This window comes from Pseudomonas fragi (genome assembly GCF_002269505.1).
GTDB classification, from domain to species: domain Bacteria; phylum Pseudomonadota; class Gammaproteobacteria; order Pseudomonadales; family Pseudomonadaceae; genus Aquipseudomonas; species Aquipseudomonas fragi_D.
The window spans coordinates 188,512-205,304 of record NZ_NQKQ01000006.1; the positions used below are offsets into that span (position 1 = coordinate 188,512).

Genomic DNA, 16,793 nt, shown 5'->3' on the forward strand with positions numbered 1-16,793 from the left:
GCGCTGCAATTCTGACTGGAGTCGTTATGGTTGATCGGCACGACTACGTGGCCCTTGAATGGGTCAAAGGCGAAATTGCCCATACCCTGAGACAGGCCCGAGTGGCGCTGGACGCCTACGCTCAGCAGCCGGCCACCGACGCGCTGGACCAGTGCCTGGGCTGCATTCATCAGGTGCATGGCAGCTTGCTGATGGTCGAGTTCTATGGCGCGGCCCTGCTGGCCGAAGAAATGGAAAAACTGGTGATTGCCCTGCAACAGGGCCGCGTCAGCCAAATCGACGAAGCCCTGCGCTTGTTGCAGCAAGCGTTCAGCCAGTTGCCCTTGTATCTGGATCGGGTGCACAGCGCCCGCCGCGACTGGCCCTTGGTGGTGTTGCCGTTGCTCAACGACTTGCGCAGCGCCCGTGGCGAGGCCCTGCTCGCGGAAACCAGCCTGTTCAGCCCGCCCTTGCAGGTGTTGCCCGCCCTGGATGCAGACGCCCTGGCCCGCTTGCAGCCCGCAGATTTGCCGGGCGAATTGCGGGCTTTGCGCCATAGCCTGCAGGCCGCATTTTTGGGCTTGCGCCGGGGCGAAGCGGTACAGGCCAATCTGGAAATCCTGGCCAGCGTGTTCGCCAAGCTTCAAAGCCTGTGCCAGGGCTCGCCGCTCAATGCCTTGTGGAAGATTGCCGCGGCGCTGGTCGACGGCATGTTTAAAGGCCGGGTGCCCAACAGCCCGGCCCTGCGCAGCCTGCTGAAAAAAACGGACAAGGAGCTCAAGCGCCTGCTGGCACAGGGCATAGAGGCCATCAACCATCCTGCCCCCGAAGAGCTGCTGACCAGCCTGCTGTTTTATATTGCCAAGGCCGAGCACCCGACCACGAAAATGCTCGCGTTGAAAAACCACTACGAACTGGATCAGGCCATGCCCGATGCGGCGATGGTCGATGAAGAGCGGGCGCGGCTGGCCGGCCCTGACCGTGACGCCATGCGCTCGGTGGTGGCGGCGTTGTGCGAAGAACTGGTGCGGGTCAAGGAACGCCTCGATCTGTTTGTGCGCAGCGACCGTCTCCATGTCTCGGAACTGAGCAGCCTGATGGCGCCGCTGCGTCAGATCGCCGATACCCTGGCCGTGCTGGGGTTCGGGCAGCCACGTAAAGTCATTATTGATCAACTGGCGGTGTTGCAAAGCCTGGCCCAGGGCCAGCGCGAACCCACCGATGCGGTATTGATGGATGTGGCCTCGGCCCTGCTCTATGTCGAAGCCACTCTGGCGGGCATGGTCGGTAGCGTCGAGCCTTCGCTGCGTGAAGAAAGCCGTTTGCCCACCACTGACCTGATGCAAATTCACCAGTTGGTGATCAAGGAAGCACGCACCGGCCTTGAAGAAGTCAAAGACCTGATCGGCGATTATCTGGCGGCCGAGTACGACCGCCAGCACCTGCAGACCGTACCTGCGCTGTTGACGCAAATCCGCGGCGCGCTGGCGATGATTCCCTTGAGTCGCGCGGCCAGTTTGCTGCAAGCCTGCAATGAGTATTTGCGCGAGCGCGTGCTGCAAGGCCCGGATCACCCCGCGGACGAGCAACTGGATCACTTGGCCGATACCTTGATCAGCATCGAATATTACCTGGAGCGCCTGGCCCTGGACCCCGGTGCTTCCAGCGAACAGGTGCTGGATCGGGCTGAAAGCAGCCTGGCCGAGCTGGGTTATGCGCCGGCGCCTGACCCCGTACCTTTGCCCAACACTCTACCCGGCGCCCAGGAGCAACGGCTGATGCCTGACCTGCATGCGCCAAGCCTGGCCGATGTACTGGCCAGCCCGCTGTCGGCACTCAATCCTCCGGCTCAACACATGCCTGCCAGTTTGCTGCCGCCCCCCGTGGATGAAGCGCCGCTGGACGAAGAGCTGCTGGAAGTCTTTCTTGAAGAAACAGATGAAGTCCTGATTGCCCTTCACGACTGTTTGCCGCAATGGGTCGCCAACCCGGCGGACAGTGTTGCGCTGGCCGAGTTGCGGCGTGGCTTCCATACCCTCAAGGGCAGCGGGCGCATGGTGCGTGCGCTGGTGTTGGCAGAACTGGCGTGGGCGGTCGAAAACCTGCTCAATCGGGTGATTGAGCGTAGCGTGGCGCCGTCTGCACAGATCTTCCAACTGCTTGAAGACGTAATGGCCATGCTGCCCGAGCTGATCCAGGCGTTTGCCGAGCAAAGCCAGCGCCAGCGCGAAGACGTCGATCAGTTGGCCGCACGGGCCCAGCGCCTGGCCAAAGGCGAGCCGCAACCGCTGCTGATCGCCCAGGACGCCAGCAGTTTCGATCCGCAGTTGCTGGATATCTTCCGCCAGGAAGCACAAAGCCACCTGGAGCGCCTTGACCGCTTTCTGGACCAGGCCCGGGCACATATGCCACTGCACGCCAGTGACGATTTGCAATTGGCCATGCATACCCTCAAAGGCAGCGCGCATATGGCGGGTGTGGTGCCCATGGCAGAGCTGGCCGCGCCGCTGGACCATCTGGTGCGTGAATACAAAGCGCATTCGCTTGCTCTGGGGGAGGATGAAATCGATCTGCTGCTGGAGGCTGACACTCTGCTGCATGCGGGGCTCAAGCAACTGGACAGCGACCCGCTGGCCGAGATACAGGGCGCACGCTCTCTGATCGAGCGCACCGAGCAACTGATCGACACCCGCCTGGACACCGTGCTCAACAGCCCTGCAAACAGTTGGGTGACCAGGCGCGACCCACAGCGCACGGCGGAGTTTCTGGCCGAGAGCATGGACATTCTGTTCGATGCCCAGGAGCTGCTGAAAGCCTGGCACCACAACCCCCACGAACGCGATGGCCTGGACACCCTGCTGGACCAGCTGACCACTCTGGGGGAGTCGGCTCACCTGCTGGACTTGCAGCCCATGGATGCGCTGTGCGAAGCCTTGCTTGACCTCTATGGCGCCGTTGAAGAAAGCAGCCTGGCACCCAGCGAGCGGTTTTTCGAGGCCGCCGATGACGCCCATGAAGCGCTGATCAACATGCTCGACCAGTTGGCTGCGGGACAGGAAATCACCCCTCAGCCGCAGTTGCTCCAGACCCTGCACGGGCTGCTGCATGAGGGGCTGGCGCCCGATGCCACTGGGCTGATTCGCCGTGATGGCAGGCAGGCGACCGAGCTGGGGGCGGCCACCGAGCAATTGGGGGGCGGCCAGGATGAGGACTTTGACGAGGAAATTGTCGAGATTTTCCTCGAAGAGGCGGTGGATATCCTCGAAAGTGCCGCGCAAGCCCTGCAGCGCTGGCTCAGTGCACCCGACAGCCTGGCTTCGCTGTCCTCCTTGCAGCGTGACTTGCACACCCTCAAGGGCGGCGCGCGCATGGCCGGCATCGAGCCGGTAGCCGAACTGGCCCATGAGCTTGAACACTTGTACGAAGGCTTGCTGGACCGGCGCCTGAGTGACAGCCCGGCACTGGCTCGCCTACTGGAGCGCAGCCACGAACAACTGGCGCTGATGCTTGAAAAACTGCTGCACAAGCAACCGTTGAGCGAGCCCTATGAACTGATCGAGGCCATTCGCGGCTTTCGCCTTTACAGTGCGGCCCTGCCTGCGCCCGGCAGTGTTGCTGCGCAAACGAAACCGAGCAATGAAGATCCGCAATTGCAGGACATCTTCCTCGATGAAGCCTTCGATATCCTCGAAAGCTCGGGTGCAGCCCTGGCGCGTTGGCAAGCCGAACCGCAGAACCATCTGGAAGTGGAAAACCTGCTGCGCGACCTCCATACCCTCAAGGGCGGAGCGCGGATGGTGGAAGTTGCCGCGATTGGCGATTTTGCCCACGAACTTGAAACTCTTTTCGAGGATATCTCGGTAGGCGCCATCACCCCCAGTGATGAGCTGTTTGTGTTGCTGCAGCGTTGCCACGACCAGCTTGCGCAAATGTTTGATGCGCTGCGCAGTGGCCAGTCGCTGCCTTCGCCTCAGGTGCTGATCGAGAAAATCCGCCAGATTGAGCGCAACGCCCGGCCGGCACCTGCCACCCCGGTCAAGCCCGAGCCCGCACCTGCACCGGTGCCCGAAGGTGAACGCACCGGGCTGGATACCCTCAAGGTCCCGGCCGAGCTGCTCGAGGACCTGGTCAACCTGGCGGGTGAAGCTTCGATCATTCGGGGGCGCGTGGAGCAGCAGGTCAACGACGGTCAGGTCGCCCTCAACGAGATGCAGACCACCCTTGAACGGATGCAGGACCAACTGCGGCGCCTCGACAACGAAACCCAGGGCCGCCTGCACAACCGTGCGCACACCGAAGCCGATGGCGTGGCCTACGACGAATTTGACCCACTGGAAATGGACCGTCATTCCCTGCTGCAGCAGCTGTCCCGAGCCCTGTTCGAGTCGGCCTCCGATTTGCTCGACCTCAAGGCCACCCTGACGGCGCGCTACCAGGATGCCCACGGCCTGCTGCAAAAGCAGGCGCGGGTGAACACCCAGTTGCAGGAAGGTCTGATGGGCACGCGCATGGTGCCGTTCGAGCGGGTATTGCCGCGCCTCAAGCGCGTGGTGCGCCAGGTGGCCAGCGAGCTGGGCAAGCAGGTGGAATTCAGCGTGATCAATGCTGAAGCCGAGATCGACCGCAACGTTCTGGAACGCATGGTTGCACCGCTGGAGCACATGCTGCGCAATGCCGTCGACCACGGTCTGGAGCCCGCCGACGTGCGTCATGCCAGCGGTAAGCCGGAGCAGGGGCTGATCAGCCTCGAGCTGTCCTACGAAGGCGGCGACGTGGTGTTCGACATGCACGACGATGGTGCTGGCGTGCCGCTGGAAGCCGTGCGCCGCAAAGCCATCCTGCGCGGACTGCTGGACCCTGAAGTGGCGATCAGTGATCGCGAGGTGTTGCAGTTCATCCTGCAACCGGGGTTTTCCACGGCCGAAAAAATCACCCAGATCTCCGGGCGTGGCGTCGGCATGGATGTGGTACACGAAGAAGTGCGCCAGTTGGGCGGCAGCATGACCATCGACTCGGTGGCCGGGCAGGGCGTGCACTTCCAGATCCGCCTGCCCTTCAGCGTATCGCTCAACCGGGCCCTGATGGTGCAGTGCGCAGACGAGCAATACGCCATTGCCCTCGACACGGTCGAAGGTATCGTGCGCGTCATGCCCAACGAGCTGGAGGGTTACTACCAGCTCAACCCGCCGCTGTATCACTACGGCGGACAAACCTACGAGCTGCGCTACCTGGGCGAGCTGTTGCAAACCGTGGGCAAACCCAAGCTGGTGGGCGAAAGCCATTCGCTGCCGGTGCTGCTGGTGCATTGCCAGGACCAGCGCGTAGCGTTGCAGGTGGATGCGTTGTTGGGTTCGCGGGAGATTGTGGTCAAGAGCCTCGGCCCGCAATTCACCGGGGTACAGGGCCTGTCGGGCGCGACCATTTTGGGGGATGGGCGGGTGGTGCTGATCCTCGACCTGCTGGCCTATATCCGCGCCCATCAGGCGCGCCAGCCGTTGCAGCGGGCGCAGCACGAGGCGGTGGGTGCCCTGGAATTCACTCCGGCCGTGCGCCCGCCGCTGGTACTGGTGGTGGACGACTCGGTCACTGTGCGCAAAGTCACCAGTCGTCTGCTGGAGCGCAACGGCATGAACGTCATCACCGCCAAGGACGGGGTCGACGCCATGAGCGTACTGGAAGAGCACACCCCTGACCTGATGCTGCTGGACATCGAAATGCCGCGCATGGACGGCTTCGAAGTGGCCACCCGCGTGCGCAACGATCCACGTCTCAAAGACTTGCCGATCATCATGATCACCTCGCGTACCGGGCAAAAACACCAGAACCGGGCGATGGCCATTGGCGTCAATGACTACCTGGGCAAACCCTATCAAGAGTCGGTACTGCTGGAGCGCATTGCCTACTGGAGCAACTTTCATGCTTGACCATCGCGTGGGCAGCCTGACCGGGTTACTGCTGCCGCTGGCCGACCGCTACCTGTTGCTGCCCAACGTGGCCATTGCCGAACTGATCGGCTGGCAACGCGGCGAACCCAGCAGCGACTCACCGCCATGGCATCTGCGCCAGATCACCTGGCGCGACCATCAACTGCCGTTGATCAGCTTTGAGGCCGCGTGCGGCGGACCGCTGGTGATCGGCGAGCGGGCGCGGATCGTCATCCTCAACACCCTGGGCGGCGACCCGGACTTCAAGTTCATGGCAATGGTGGTGCAAGGCATTCCGCGCTCCTACAAGGTCGACAGCCAGTTGAGCTTTGTCGACGTACCGCTCAGCCCGCTGGAGCGAGCGGCGGTGCAGGTGGGCGATCATGTGGCGAAAATCCCGGACTTGCTGGCACTGGAAAAACTGGTGCGAACAAGCGCTGACTAAGCCTCACTTGTGGGAGCGGGCTTGCTCATGATGCGGGCGATGCGGCCTGTCAGTTGAACCGCGGTGCTGCTATCGCGAGCAAGCCCGCTTCCACAGGTGAAGCTCGATCAGCCTCCAAGAGCTTGATCAGTCCTCAAAAGGGACTTATCGTTCCCCTTTTAGGACTCTTTGGTGGGGCCGTGAACATGTTGTCGCTCAGTGATGCGCTATTTACCACCACGCAGCAAAAGGTGCTGGGCCTGCTCTTTGGCAAGCCTGACCGGAGTTTTTACGTCAATGAAATCGCACGTTGGGCTCAGGTAGGTAAAGGCAGCCTGACGCGCGAGCTGGTGCGTCTGGAGCAATCAGGCATTCTCACCGTGACTCGTAAGGGAAATCAGGCTCACTACCAGGCAAATGCCCAGTGTCCGATTTATCACGAGCTGCTCAGCATCATGCGCAAGACTTCGGGGCTCTCTGAACCGCTACGCGCGGCTCTGATGCCCTTCGCAAAACAACTGCAATGGGCATTTGTATATGGCTCGATTGCCAAGGATCAGGCACACGCCGGCAGCGATATCGACCTCATGCTGATGGGTGAAAATCTGCATTACAGTGACGTCATGGCGCACCTGATTCCGCTTGAAGAATCGCTGGGCCGTACCATTAACCCGACGCTCTACACCCCTCAGGACTGGGCCGCCAAGCTGGCTGCCGGTAACAGTTTTGTGCTGAGAGTTGCGCAGCAGGAAAAAATCACGCTGATCGGTCATGACCCGTTGGAGCCCGTGGATGGAGAAAAATGAAAACCTGGAAAATCTGGTACGCACTGGAGGCTTGAAGGTTGAGCCGCTCGATCGCAAGGAGTGTGAAGGGCTGCTGCGGTCGGCGGTTGATCGCCTGAAAGATGCAGGCAGCGCCCAGTTGTCCTTCGCCAGCCGTTTCGATCTGGCCTACAACGCAGCCCACGCCATTGCACTGACCGCCTTGCGGCTATACGGGTATCGATCAGACCGGTGTTATCTGGTTTTTCAAAGCCTGATCCATACGTCAACAATCGACAAAGTGCAGGTGCGTTTGTTTGCCTTATGCCATGAGCGCCGTAACCTCGCGGAATACGAAGGTTACATGGACGAAGATGAGGGGTTGTTGGCGAGCCTGTTGGTCAGTACGCAGCAGTTGCTTGAACAGGTGCTGATGCTGCGAGTCAAGATTTTTGGCGGTTAACGAGAGGCACCTGCCACTCACAAAGGCAATCCAGTCCAACTGCTCGACGAACGCCGCATTGCCCTTTAAGTTCGCAACCCTGACCCTTATCTCCTAACCAGGTGACGCAGTCGCACTCTCGGCTTTTGAGGATTTTGCACATGTATCACGGGGAAAAACTCAACGCCTGGACCCATCTGGTGGGTGCTGTTGCGGCAGCAGCAGGCAGTATCTGGTTGTTGGTGATGGCTTGCCTCGATGGCAGCCCGCAGAAGATTGTCAGTGTGGCCATCTACGGGGTCACGCTGGTGCTGTTGTACAGCGTGTCGACCGTGTACCACAGCGTGCGCGGACGCTCCAAGGTGATCATGCAAAAGTTTGATCACTTGTCGATTTACTTGCTGATCGCGGGCAGTTACACGCCGTTTTGCCTGGTCACACTGCACGGGCCCTGGGGCTGGTGGCTGTTCGGGATTGTCTGGAGCATGGCCGTTATCGGCATGCTGCAAGAAATCAAGCCGCGCTCTGAGGCGCGCATTCTGTCTATCGTGATCTATGCGGTCATGGGCTGGATTGTGCTGGTAGCCGTCAAGCCGTTACTGGCAGCGCTGGGCACTGCCGGTTTTATATGGCTGGCCACGGGCGGGGTGATGTACACCGTGGGGATCATCTTTTTTGCCCTCGATCATCGCCTGCGTCATGCCCACGGCATCTGGCACCTGTTTGTGATCGCCGGCAGCCTGCTGCACTTTGTGGCCATCGCGCATTACGTGATCTGATCGCGCTCTATTGAGCTTTGGGTGTTTGAGTGTCGCTGCGGATCTGCGCGTGGCTGATCAGCGCAAAGATAAAACTGCCGCCGATGATATTGCCGGCCAGGGTGGGGCCGGCAAAGATCAGCCAGAAGTCCTTCCAGGGCAACTCGCCAGCAAACACCAGATACGACACCTCGGCCGTACCGACCACGATATGGGTGAAGTCACCCAGGGCCATCAGGTAGGTTATGAGGATGATGATCCACATCTTGGCGCTTTCCATGGACGGGATCATCCACACCATGGTGGCAATCATCCAGCCCGAAATGATGCCTTTGGCGAACATCTGGCTGGCGTCGTTTTCCATGACCTTGCGGCCGATTTCCAGAAAGGCCTTGTCGGTCTGTGTATCGAAGATGGGAAGGTGCAACATCACATAGGCCACCAGCAGGGTGCCCATCAGGTTGCCCACCAGCACCACCGCCCACAGCCGCAGCAACCGCCCGAAATTGTTGAGCGTGGGTTTGCTCATGATCGGCAGAACGGCGGTCAACGTGTTTTCGGTAAACAGTTGCTGGCGGGAGAGGATGACCGCCAGAAAACCTGCGCAATAGCCGAAGCTTGCGATGACCTTGAAACCGTCGCCGTCGGGCAGGCGTGAGTTGAGCAGGCCCATGCCCATCAGCGACAGGCCCATGGTCAGCCCGGCGGCCAGTGCCGACCAGAACAGGGCCGCGATGCTGCGCTCCAGCTCCATGTCGCCCTGCAGGCGAATGATTTCGTGCAGGACGGCTGCCCTGGGCGGCTGGTTTTTGGTGACGTCGTGCTTTTCTTCAGCCGTCAGGTTGGGGGTTTTGCCTGAATTTTGAGTGTCCATAAGGCTCCAGAACCATGGGCGTGTGAAGGTACGACACGCATGGACTGTAGCTGTTCACTCAAAACCCGTAGTCGCTGCCGAAGGCTGCGAAGGGGATCGATGTGCCTTCGAACAAACGGGTTGCTACGCACCCCTTCGCAGCCTGCGGCAGCGACTACACAAGTCAGGCATCAAGCCTGATTGTCGTCCTGGAACTGGTCCTTGACGTATTTGATCTCGGTACGTCCGTGCGGCGCTGGCAGGCCGTCTTCACCCAGGTTGACGAAAACCATCTTGTCCACGGTCAGGATGCTTTTGCGGGTGATCTTGTTGCGCACTTCGCAGGTCAGGGTGATCGAGGTGCGGCCGAACTCGGTGGCGGTGATGCCCAGCTCGATAATGTCGCCCTGGCGCGAGGCACTGACGAAGTTGATTTCGGAGATGTACTTGGTGACCACACGCTGGTTGCCCAACTGGACGATGGCGTAAATCGCGGCTTCTTCGTCGATCCAGCGCAGCAGGCTGCCACCGAACAGGGTGCCGTTGGGGTTGAGGTCTTCGGGTTTAACCCATTTGCGGGTGTGAAAATTCATATTCGCTCCTGACCGTCTTGCCTTAGATGCCGACCATGATGTCAGACCACGGCACTCAGCTCTATTAAGCTTCGACTATGGTCTCGATTATGCAAATCAAAATGCCGTGGATAAATCCTTGGGAACATCGGCGCGGATGGCTATAATGCCCCTCGCTTCAAAACGGTCATTTTTACCCGGTACCGTTCCCGCCACCTGTCCGAGGGGCGCTGCAGCAGGTTCAACCTGTCAGGCTCGGATGGGGCGTTGTTTGTTCAGGGCTCCCTGGGCAGGCACTAAACGCACAACGGCGCCCATTCGCGATTAAACGAATGGAGGCTCTTGATGAGCGCTGTAAACACGCCTGCAGGTTTTAACGACTTTAAAGTCGCCGATATGTCCCTCGCCCAATGGGGCCGTCGCGAAACCTTTATCGCCGAGTCCGAAATGCCGGCCCTGATGGGGCTGCGTCGCCGTTATGCAGCAGAACAACCGCTCAAGGGCGCGAAGATTCTGGGCTGCATCCACATGACCATCCAGACTGCCGTACTGATCGAAACCCTGGTTGCCCTGGGTGCCGAAGTACGTTGGTCGTCGTGCAACATCTTCTCGACTCAGGATCAGGCCGCTGCCGCTATCGCTGCTGCCGGTATCCCGGTTTTCGCCTGGAAAGGCGAAACTGAAGAAGAGTACGAGTGGTGCCTGGAGCAAACCATCCTTAAAGATGGCGAGCCATGGGATGCCAACATGATTCTCGACGACGGCGGCGACCTGACCGAGCTGCTGCACAAGAAATACCCGGCCATGCTGAAAAAGATCCACGGCGTGACTGAAGAAACCACCACCGGTGTTCACCGTCTGCTGGACATGCTGGCCAAAGGCGAGCTGATGATCCCTGCGATCAACGTGAACGACTCGGTCACCAAAAGCAAAAACGACAACAAGTACGGCTGCCGTCACAGCCTGAACGATGCCATCAAGCGTGGTACTGACCACCTGCTGTCCGGCAAGCAAGCACTGGTTATCGGCTACGGTGACGTGGGCAAGGGCTCGGCCCAGTCCCTGCGTCAGGAAGGCATGATCGTTAAAGTGTCCGAAGTTGACCCGATCTGCGCCATGCAAGCCTGCATGGACGGTTTTGAAGTGGTTTCGCCGTTTATCAACGGCCAGAACGACGGCACCGCTGCCAGCATCGACGCTGCGCTGCTGGGCAAGATCGACCTGATCGTGACCACTACCGGTAACGTCAACGTGTGCGACAAGAACATGCTGGCTGCGCTGAAAAAACGCGCTGTAGTGTGCAACATCGGTCACTTCGACAACGAAATCGACACTGCTTTCATGCGCAAAAACTGGGCATGGGAAGAAGTGAAGCCACAGGTTCACAAGGTTCACCGTACTGGCCTGGGCGAATTCGACCCACAGAACGACGACTACCTGATCCTGCTGGCCGAAGGCCGTCTGGTTAACCTGGGCAATGCCACAGGTCACCCAAGCCGCATCATGGACGGTTCGTTCGCCAACCAGGTACTGGCGCAGATCTTCCTGTTCGCACAGAAATACGCTGACCTGCCGGCCGAGCTGCAAGCCGAGCGTCTGACCGTAGAAGTCCTGCCGAAGAAACTCGACGAAGAAGTAGCACTGGAAATGGTTCGCGGCTTCGGCGGCGTGGTCACTCAACTGACCAAGCAACAGGCTGACTACATCGGCGTTACCGTCGAAGGCCCGTTCAAGCCTGAAACCTACCGTTACTGATTAAGAAAGGCGGTCAGGCTTGCACTGACCGCCTTTTTTTTATGTGTGAGTTCAGCGTCAGGGGTTGTCACTGACCCCCTTCGCGTACGCAAGGGTATTCCCATGTCTCAAGACCGTCGTTTCAGCTTCGAGTTCTTCCCGACCAAGACCGATGCTGGACATGAAAAGCTGATGAACACGGCTCGCCAACTGGCGACCTACAACCCCGATTTTTTCTCCTGCACTTACGGTGCCGGTGGCTCGACCCGCGATCGCACGATCAATACCGTGCTGCAGCTGGAGAGCGAAGTAAAAGTCCCTGCGGCTCCGCACCTGTCGTGCGTGGGTGACAGCAAGGCTGATTTGCGCGGCCTGCTGGCCCAGTACAAGGCTGCGGGCATCAAGCGCATCGTTGCGCTGCGTGGCGACCTGCCTTCGGGCATGGGTATGGCCAGCGGCGAACTGCGCTACGCCAATGATCTGGTGAGCTTCATTCGTGAAGAAACCGCCGATCACTTCCATATCGAAGTGGCTGCGTACCCGGAAATGCACCCGCAAGCGCGCAACTTCGAAGACGATATCAACAACTTTGTGCGCAAGGCCCACGCTGGCGCTGACAGTGCCATTACCCAGTACTTCTTCAACGCCGACAGCTACTTCCGTTTTGTCGAGCGCGTAGAAGCAGCCGGTGTGATGATCCCTATCGTGCCCGGCATCATGCCGATCACCAACTACAGCAAGCTGGCGCGTTTTTCTGACGCGTGTGGCGCTGAAATCCCGCGCTGGATCCGCAAGCAACTTGAAGCCTACGGCGACGATACGCAGAGCATCCAGGCGTTTGGTGAACAGGTCATCAGCGAAATGTGCGAGCGCCTGCTCGACGGCGGCGCCCCGGGGTTGCACTTCTACACCCTGAACCAGGCTGATCCGAGCCTGGCGATCTGGAACAACCTCAAGCTGCCACGCTGATCTGCCTTTGTGGGAGCGGGCTTGCCCGCGATGGCATCGCTGCGGTCCGTCATGGGATACGCGTCGTATGCATCGCGAGCAAGCCCGCTCCCACATGGGTTTAAAGCCGTTGGGCAGCATGAAATCGGCGCGCCGTGATTGCTCTGTTATACTCCGGGTTTTCCGCCAGGCTTACGCCCGGCCGCTCGTCCTTGTACAAGCCACTCAACCCCGCTACTGCGCAGCTCTTGCCCGCGCGAGCGGTGCGAATGAACCTTGTGGACTGGAGCAGGACCGGACGGGATTGCGTCATCTTAAACGCCATTCACGCCAGGCAAGACTATCCCTTTGGGCCAAGCCCTAACTAGAACAGGATTTCTCATGTCCTTTGCTTCCCTCGGTCTCTCCGAGGCTTTAGTCCGCGCCATTGAAGCTGCGGGCTATACCGAGCCTACTCCGGTGCAACAGCGGGCCATTCCCGCCGTGTTGCAAGGTCGCGACCTGATGGTTGCGGCTCAGACAGGTACTGGTAAAACCGGCGGCTTCGCTCTTCCGATTCTGGAAAAGCTGTTTCCCAATGGCCACCCGGACAAATCCCAGCGCCACGGCCCACGCCAACCACGCGTGCTGGTCCTGACTCCTACCCGCGAACTCGCCGCCCAGGTGCACGAGAGCTTCAAGCTCTATGCCCGCGACTTGAAGTTCGTCAGTGCCTGCGTCTTCGGCGGTGTGGGTACCAACCCGCAAGTTCAGGCCCTGGCTCGCGGTGTTGACGTACTGGTTGCCTGCCCGGGTCGTTTGCTCGACCTGGCCGGCCAAGGCAGCGTTGACCTGTCCCACGTTGAAATTCTGGTGCTCGACGAAGCCGACCGGATGCTCGACATGGGCTTTGTCCATGACGTGAAAAAAGTCCTCGCACGTCTGCCGGCCAAGCGTCAAAACCTGCTGTTTTCGGCGACGTTCTCCAAGGACATCACCGATCTGGCCGGCAAGCTGCTGCGCAACCCGGAACGCATCGAAGTGACGCCGCCGAACACCACGGTAGAGCGTATCGAGCAACGCGTGTTCCGTCTGCCTGCCACGCACAAGCGTGCCTTGCTGGCGCACTTGATCACCGCTGGCGCCTGGGAACAGGTTCTGGTTTTCACCCGTACCAAGCACGGCGCCAACCGCCTGGCCGAGTACCTGGACAAACACGGCCTCAGCGCTGTGGCCATCCACGGTAACAAGAGCCAGAACGCACGGACCAAGGCCCTGGCTGACTTTAAGGCCGGTTCCGTACGCATCCTGGTAGCCACCGATATCGCTGCTCGCGGCCTGGATATCGATCAGTTGCCACACGTGGTCAACTTCGAGCTGCCAAACGTCGACGAAGATTACGTTCACCGTATCGGCCGTACTGGCCGTGCCGGTCGTTCGGGCGAAGCGATCTCGCTGGTGGCTCCGGACGAAGAAAAACTGCTGAAAAGCATCGAGCGCATGACCAAGCAGAAAATCGCCGATGGCGACCTGATGGGTTTTGACGCCAGCAGCGTAGAAGCTGAAAAACCAGAAGTACGTGAGCGTCCGGATGTGCGTAACCCGCGCAACCCGCCGCGCGGTCCACGTGGCGACGGTCCGGGTAACCCGGGCGGTGGCGGTGGTCGTAAAGACAAGGGCAAGGAAAAGAGCAAAGAGAAGCCTGCGGCAGCTCGTGGCGAGCGTCCTGCTCGTGAGCAAAAGCCACGCGAGGCTCAACCTGCCCGTGAACAGCGTCAGCCAGCGCCTCGTTCAGACGCCAACCGCGCGCCGGACGAGTTCCGTGATGACGATGTGGATAACTTTGGTAACCGCGCTGATTACGTCAGCCCGTACCAGAACAAAAACAACCAGAGCCGTGGCCGTCGTCCGGGCGCTCCGGTACAGGGTACTGGCACTGGCGCTGGCACTGGCGCTGCGCCAGCTGGTCGTACCGGTGGTCGTCAGAACGGTCCGCGTACCGGCAGCGGCGCCAGCACTGGCACTCCGCCTGCCAAGCGCAGCGGTCCACGCAGTGGCGCTCCGCGTGACGGCCAGGCCCGTCGCGAAAACCGCCCGGCCCGTGACGATGTACGTCAAGAGCCAGCGGTTAAAGGCCCACGGGAAAATCAGCCGAAGATCATGCACAAAGAGTCGAAAAGCGATCGCTTCCCGACGCCTGAGCAGCTCGATCAACTGCCCAACCGTCCTCGTGGCGAGAAGCCAGCGCTGTTGACGCGTAACCGCTGAGTCAAAAGCGCCCTCACCCTAACCCTCTCCCGGAAGGAGAGGCGTGGTGAGGGGCTCTTGAACTACGCACAAAAAAACGCCCCGGCTCTCACAAGCCGGGGCGTTTTTTTTAGCCGTATGAAAGCGCTATTACTTGGCTTTCACGCCTTCCAGCGAGATATCCAGGCTCAGAGTCTGGTCCTTGCTTGGGGACTTGATGCCGAAGTCCTGCAGGTTGATGGTGGTGGTCGCGTTGAAGCCAGCGCGCTCGCCGCCCCACGGATCCTTGCCTTCGCCGTTGAACGTTGCTTTGAACGTTACAGGCTTGGTCACACCGTGCAGGGTCAGGTCGCCTGTCACGTCAGCCGTGTTTTCGCCAGTCGGCACAACCTTGGTCGACTTGAAGGTTGCTTCCGGGTACTTGCTCACGTCCAGGAAATCTTTGCTGGCGATGTGCTTGTCACGCTCGGCGTGGTTGGAAAACAGGCTGGCGGTTTTCAGGGTCACGTCAATCTTGCTGTCGGCAGGTTTGGCTGCATCCCACGAGAAAGTGCCGCTCCAGTCCTTGAAAGTACCGTGAATGAAGCTGAAGCCCAGGTGGCTGACTTTCCAGTCGATAAAGGCGTGCTGGCCTTCTTTATCGATGGTGTAGTCAGCAGCCATGGCCTGACCTGCGGTCAGCATTGCAGTACCGAGAGCCAGCGCAGCGAGGGTCTTTTTCAACATGCGTTCTATTCCTTTTGAGTTGAGGTTGAGCATCAGGCTTTGCGCCCCAGCATACGAGTCAGGGTCGCATCACGATCAATAAAGTGGTGTTTCAAAGCAACCAGACCATGAAGCCCTGCAAAAATTACCACGGCCCATGCTAGATACAGATGTATGACACCTGCGACATCGGCCTGGTCAGGCAGGTTGGAAATCAGTGCAGGCACTTCAAACAGGCCGAAAACCGGGATGCCCACGCCTTCAGAGGTGGAAATCAGGTAGCCGGCGATCATCACGGCAAACAAACCCAGATACAAAAAACCATGCCCGAGTTTGGCACCGATTCGTGTTGCCCGGCTGTAACTGGCCAGTGCCGGTGGTGCCGGGCTGAACCAGATCCATACAACGCGTAGCAGCATTACAGCGAATAGCGTCAGACCAATGCTTTTATGCAGGTCAGGGGCTTCTTTGCGCCAGGGGCTGTAGTAGTCCAGACCGACCATCCACAAACCCAGTGCGAACAACCCGAACACCGCCAACGCAACAGACCAGTGCATGAAGATGCTGACGGCACCATAGCGAGATGAAGAGTTACGTAGCTGCATAGCCAACATCCTGTGGGAATCTGGGCCTAAGAATAGTGTTTTATACATCGAATGAAAGCTGAAAAATTCGCTTTGAACCATCGATAAATACGATCTGACAGTGTTCCGGTGAAGTTAAGGAAATATTAAATTTTTACCCTGCCTCCGGACATTAGGGGGGTAGGGAGCTTGCAGGATACCCCGAGGAGGGTGCTTGGTCATGGCTCATGCAGCATCGTCCAATTTTAAGCTTACAAAAATAGCGTTGAAAGTTTATAGGTTATATGTGGTTTAAGTTAACTCGGTAAAGGGTATGTGTTGCGGTTGGTTTTCAATGGTGTGTTACATGTCGCTGCTTGTAAGTTAAGTGCAGGAAAGGCAAGTTCGCGTAACTGATGTGCCCGTCTGCGCAGCCTATTTAAGGTGTCAGGATAAACTAAGGATCAGGAGTTGAAAGCTATGTTTTTAGCAAGGCATCATGATAAATATGATTCTATTGTCAGTGGCTCAGTATTAAGTCCTACAGCACTTATAGCCCAAAAGATGGTTGAGTTTGACTCCTTCGTAGATCGCTTGGTACTGTCCGGAACGTCCACCTATAACACTCATTCACCCTCGTTAACGCCGTCGCCTAGATTTGCTCAACGCCCATTCAATTTTCTTGAAGAGTTGAAGGCTGTACAGAGTGAACCTTTATCTGAAACTGAACTGATGACGGAAATCTCCAGTTTTTTCAATGGTTCAATAAGACCTCAGTCCAAATACTCGCTATTTAATATTATACCTGAGCCTGACACGGACACGGCGGTCTCAAGGAACAAGTGCAACACCTGATGTAAGGTGTTGCCATGTCTACCCAATACAAACACTTGAGTACCGA

At 58.9% G+C, this 16,793-nt stretch carries 12 protein-coding genes and 1 riboswitch; of the genes, 8 read left to right on the forward strand and 4 right to left on the reverse strand.

Translation table 11 applies throughout. The features are described 5' to 3' along the window. Nucleotides 1-26: 26 nt before the first annotated feature. From CJU81_RS08075 to trhA, 5 genes are all read left to right on the forward strand, one after another. Entirely contained in the window at nucleotides 27-5,903 is a 5,877-nt protein-coding gene (locus CJU81_RS08075; protein ID WP_095036190.1) for an Hpt domain-containing protein, read from the forward strand. Further along, the gene (locus tag CJU81_RS08080) at nucleotides 5,896-6,348 is read left to right on the forward strand and encodes a chemotaxis protein CheW (protein WP_095036191.1); all 453 of its coding nucleotides are present in this window, start codon (nucleotides 5,896-5,898) and stop codon (nucleotides 6,346-6,348) included. The genes CJU81_RS08075 and CJU81_RS08080 overlap by 8 nt, the downstream gene beginning before the upstream one ends. 179 nt (nucleotides 6,349-6,527) lie before the next feature. Beyond that, on the forward strand, nucleotides 6,528-7,133 hold the full coding sequence (locus CJU81_RS08085) for a transcriptional regulator (RefSeq protein ID WP_095036192.1): 606 nt from the start codon (nucleotides 6,528-6,530) through the stop codon (nucleotides 7,131-7,133). Beyond that, nucleotides 7,120-7,554: a hypothetical protein gene (locus CJU81_RS08090; RefSeq protein WP_095036193.1), complete on the forward strand. Its 435-nt coding sequence runs from the start codon at nucleotides 7,120-7,122 to the stop codon at nucleotides 7,552-7,554. Before CJU81_RS08085 ends, CJU81_RS08090 begins: the two co-directional genes overlap by 14 nt. Nucleotides 7,555-7,694: 140 nt before the next feature. Next, nucleotides 7,695-8,312 carry a PAQR family membrane homeostasis protein TrhA gene (gene trhA, locus CJU81_RS08095; protein WP_095027489.1) on the forward strand — a complete coding sequence of 206 codons (618 nt, stop codon included), beginning with the start codon at nucleotides 7,695-7,697 and terminating at the stop codon, nucleotides 8,310-8,312. Nucleotides 8,313-8,319: 7 nt separating this feature from the next. On the opposite strand, the gene CJU81_RS08100 is transcribed toward trhA, so the two are convergent. Beyond that, the gene (locus CJU81_RS08100) at nucleotides 8,320-9,165 is read right to left on the reverse strand and encodes a formate/nitrite transporter family protein (RefSeq protein ID WP_095036194.1); all 846 of its coding nucleotides are present in this window, start codon (nucleotides 9,163-9,165) and stop codon (nucleotides 8,320-8,322) included. A 170-nt stretch (nucleotides 9,166-9,335) separates the two neighbouring features. Continuing rightward, entirely contained in the window at nucleotides 9,336-9,737 is a 402-nt protein-coding gene (locus CJU81_RS08105; protein ID WP_088378780.1) for an acyl-CoA thioesterase, read from the reverse strand. Between the two features lie 195 nt (nucleotides 9,738-9,932). Beyond that, nucleotides 9,933-10,039: riboswitch (S-adenosyl-L-homocysteine riboswitch) on the forward strand. Nucleotides 10,040-10,061: 22 nt separating this feature from the next. Here CJU81_RS08105 and ahcY point away from each other — a divergent pair. The 3 genes from ahcY to CJU81_RS08125 all read left to right on the forward strand — a co-directional run bounded on the left by ahcY (nucleotide 10,062) and on the right by CJU81_RS08125 (nucleotide 14,645). Further along, nucleotides 10,062-11,471, forward strand: coding sequence for an adenosylhomocysteinase (gene ahcY / locus CJU81_RS08110; RefSeq protein ID WP_016782517.1), 1,410 nt, complete (start codon nucleotides 10,062-10,064; stop codon nucleotides 11,469-11,471). A 102-nt stretch (nucleotides 11,472-11,573) separates the two neighbouring features. Beyond that, a complete protein-coding gene (gene metF / locus CJU81_RS08115; protein WP_016782516.1) occupies nucleotides 11,574-12,419 on the forward strand; it encodes a methylenetetrahydrofolate reductase [NAD(P)H] in 846 nt (281 codons plus the stop codon). A 360-nt stretch (nucleotides 12,420-12,779) separates the two neighbouring features. Continuing rightward, a complete protein-coding gene (locus CJU81_RS08125) occupies nucleotides 12,780-14,645 on the forward strand; it encodes a DEAD/DEAH box helicase (protein WP_095036196.1) in 1,866 nt (621 codons plus the stop codon). Between the two features lie 129 nt (nucleotides 14,646-14,774). On the opposite strand, the gene CJU81_RS08130 is transcribed toward CJU81_RS08125, so the two are convergent. Continuing rightward, nucleotides 14,775-15,350, reverse strand: coding sequence for a YceI family protein (locus CJU81_RS08130; RefSeq protein WP_016782513.1), 576 nt, complete (start codon nucleotides 15,348-15,350; stop codon nucleotides 14,775-14,777). Between the two features lie 32 nt (nucleotides 15,351-15,382). Further along, nucleotides 15,383-15,934 carry a cytochrome b gene (locus CJU81_RS08135; protein ID WP_095027486.1) on the reverse strand — a complete coding sequence of 184 codons (552 nt, stop codon included), beginning with the start codon at nucleotides 15,932-15,934 and terminating at the stop codon, nucleotides 15,383-15,385. Nucleotides 15,935-16,793: the final 859 nt, after the last annotated feature.

Coding starts and splice junctions, on each gene's coding strand:
- CJU81_RS08125 (WP_095036196.1), top strand. CDS start 12,780: ATGTCCTTTGCTTCCCTCGGTCTCTCCGAGGCTTTAGTCCGCGCCATT.
- CJU81_RS08135 (WP_095027486.1), bottom strand. CDS start 15,934: ATGCAGCTACGTAACTCTTCATCTCGCTATGGTGCCGTCAGCATCTTC.
- metF (WP_016782516.1), top strand. CDS start 11,574: ATGTCTCAAGACCGTCGTTTCAGCTTCGAGTTCTTCCCGACCAAGACC.
- CJU81_RS08075 (WP_095036190.1), top strand. CDS start 27: ATGGTTGATCGGCACGACTACGTGGCCCTTGAATGGGTCAAAGGCGAA.
- trhA (WP_095027489.1), top strand. CDS start 7,695: ATGTATCACGGGGAAAAACTCAACGCCTGGACCCATCTGGTGGGTGCT.
- CJU81_RS08105 (WP_088378780.1), bottom strand. CDS start 9,737: ATGAATTTTCACACCCGCAAATGGGTTAAACCCGAAGACCTCAACCCC.
- CJU81_RS08090 (WP_095036193.1), top strand. CDS start 7,120: ATGGAGAAAAATGAAAACCTGGAAAATCTGGTACGCACTGGAGGCTTG.
- CJU81_RS08100 (WP_095036194.1), bottom strand. CDS start 9,165: ATGGACACTCAAAATTCAGGCAAAACCCCCAACCTGACGGCTGAAGAA.
- CJU81_RS08130 (WP_016782513.1), bottom strand. CDS start 15,350: ATGTTGAAAAAGACCCTCGCTGCGCTGGCTCTCGGTACTGCAATGCTG.
- ahcY (WP_016782517.1), top strand. CDS start 10,062: ATGAGCGCTGTAAACACGCCTGCAGGTTTTAACGACTTTAAAGTCGCC.
- CJU81_RS08080 (WP_095036191.1), top strand. CDS start 5,896: ATGCTTGACCATCGCGTGGGCAGCCTGACCGGGTTACTGCTGCCGCTG.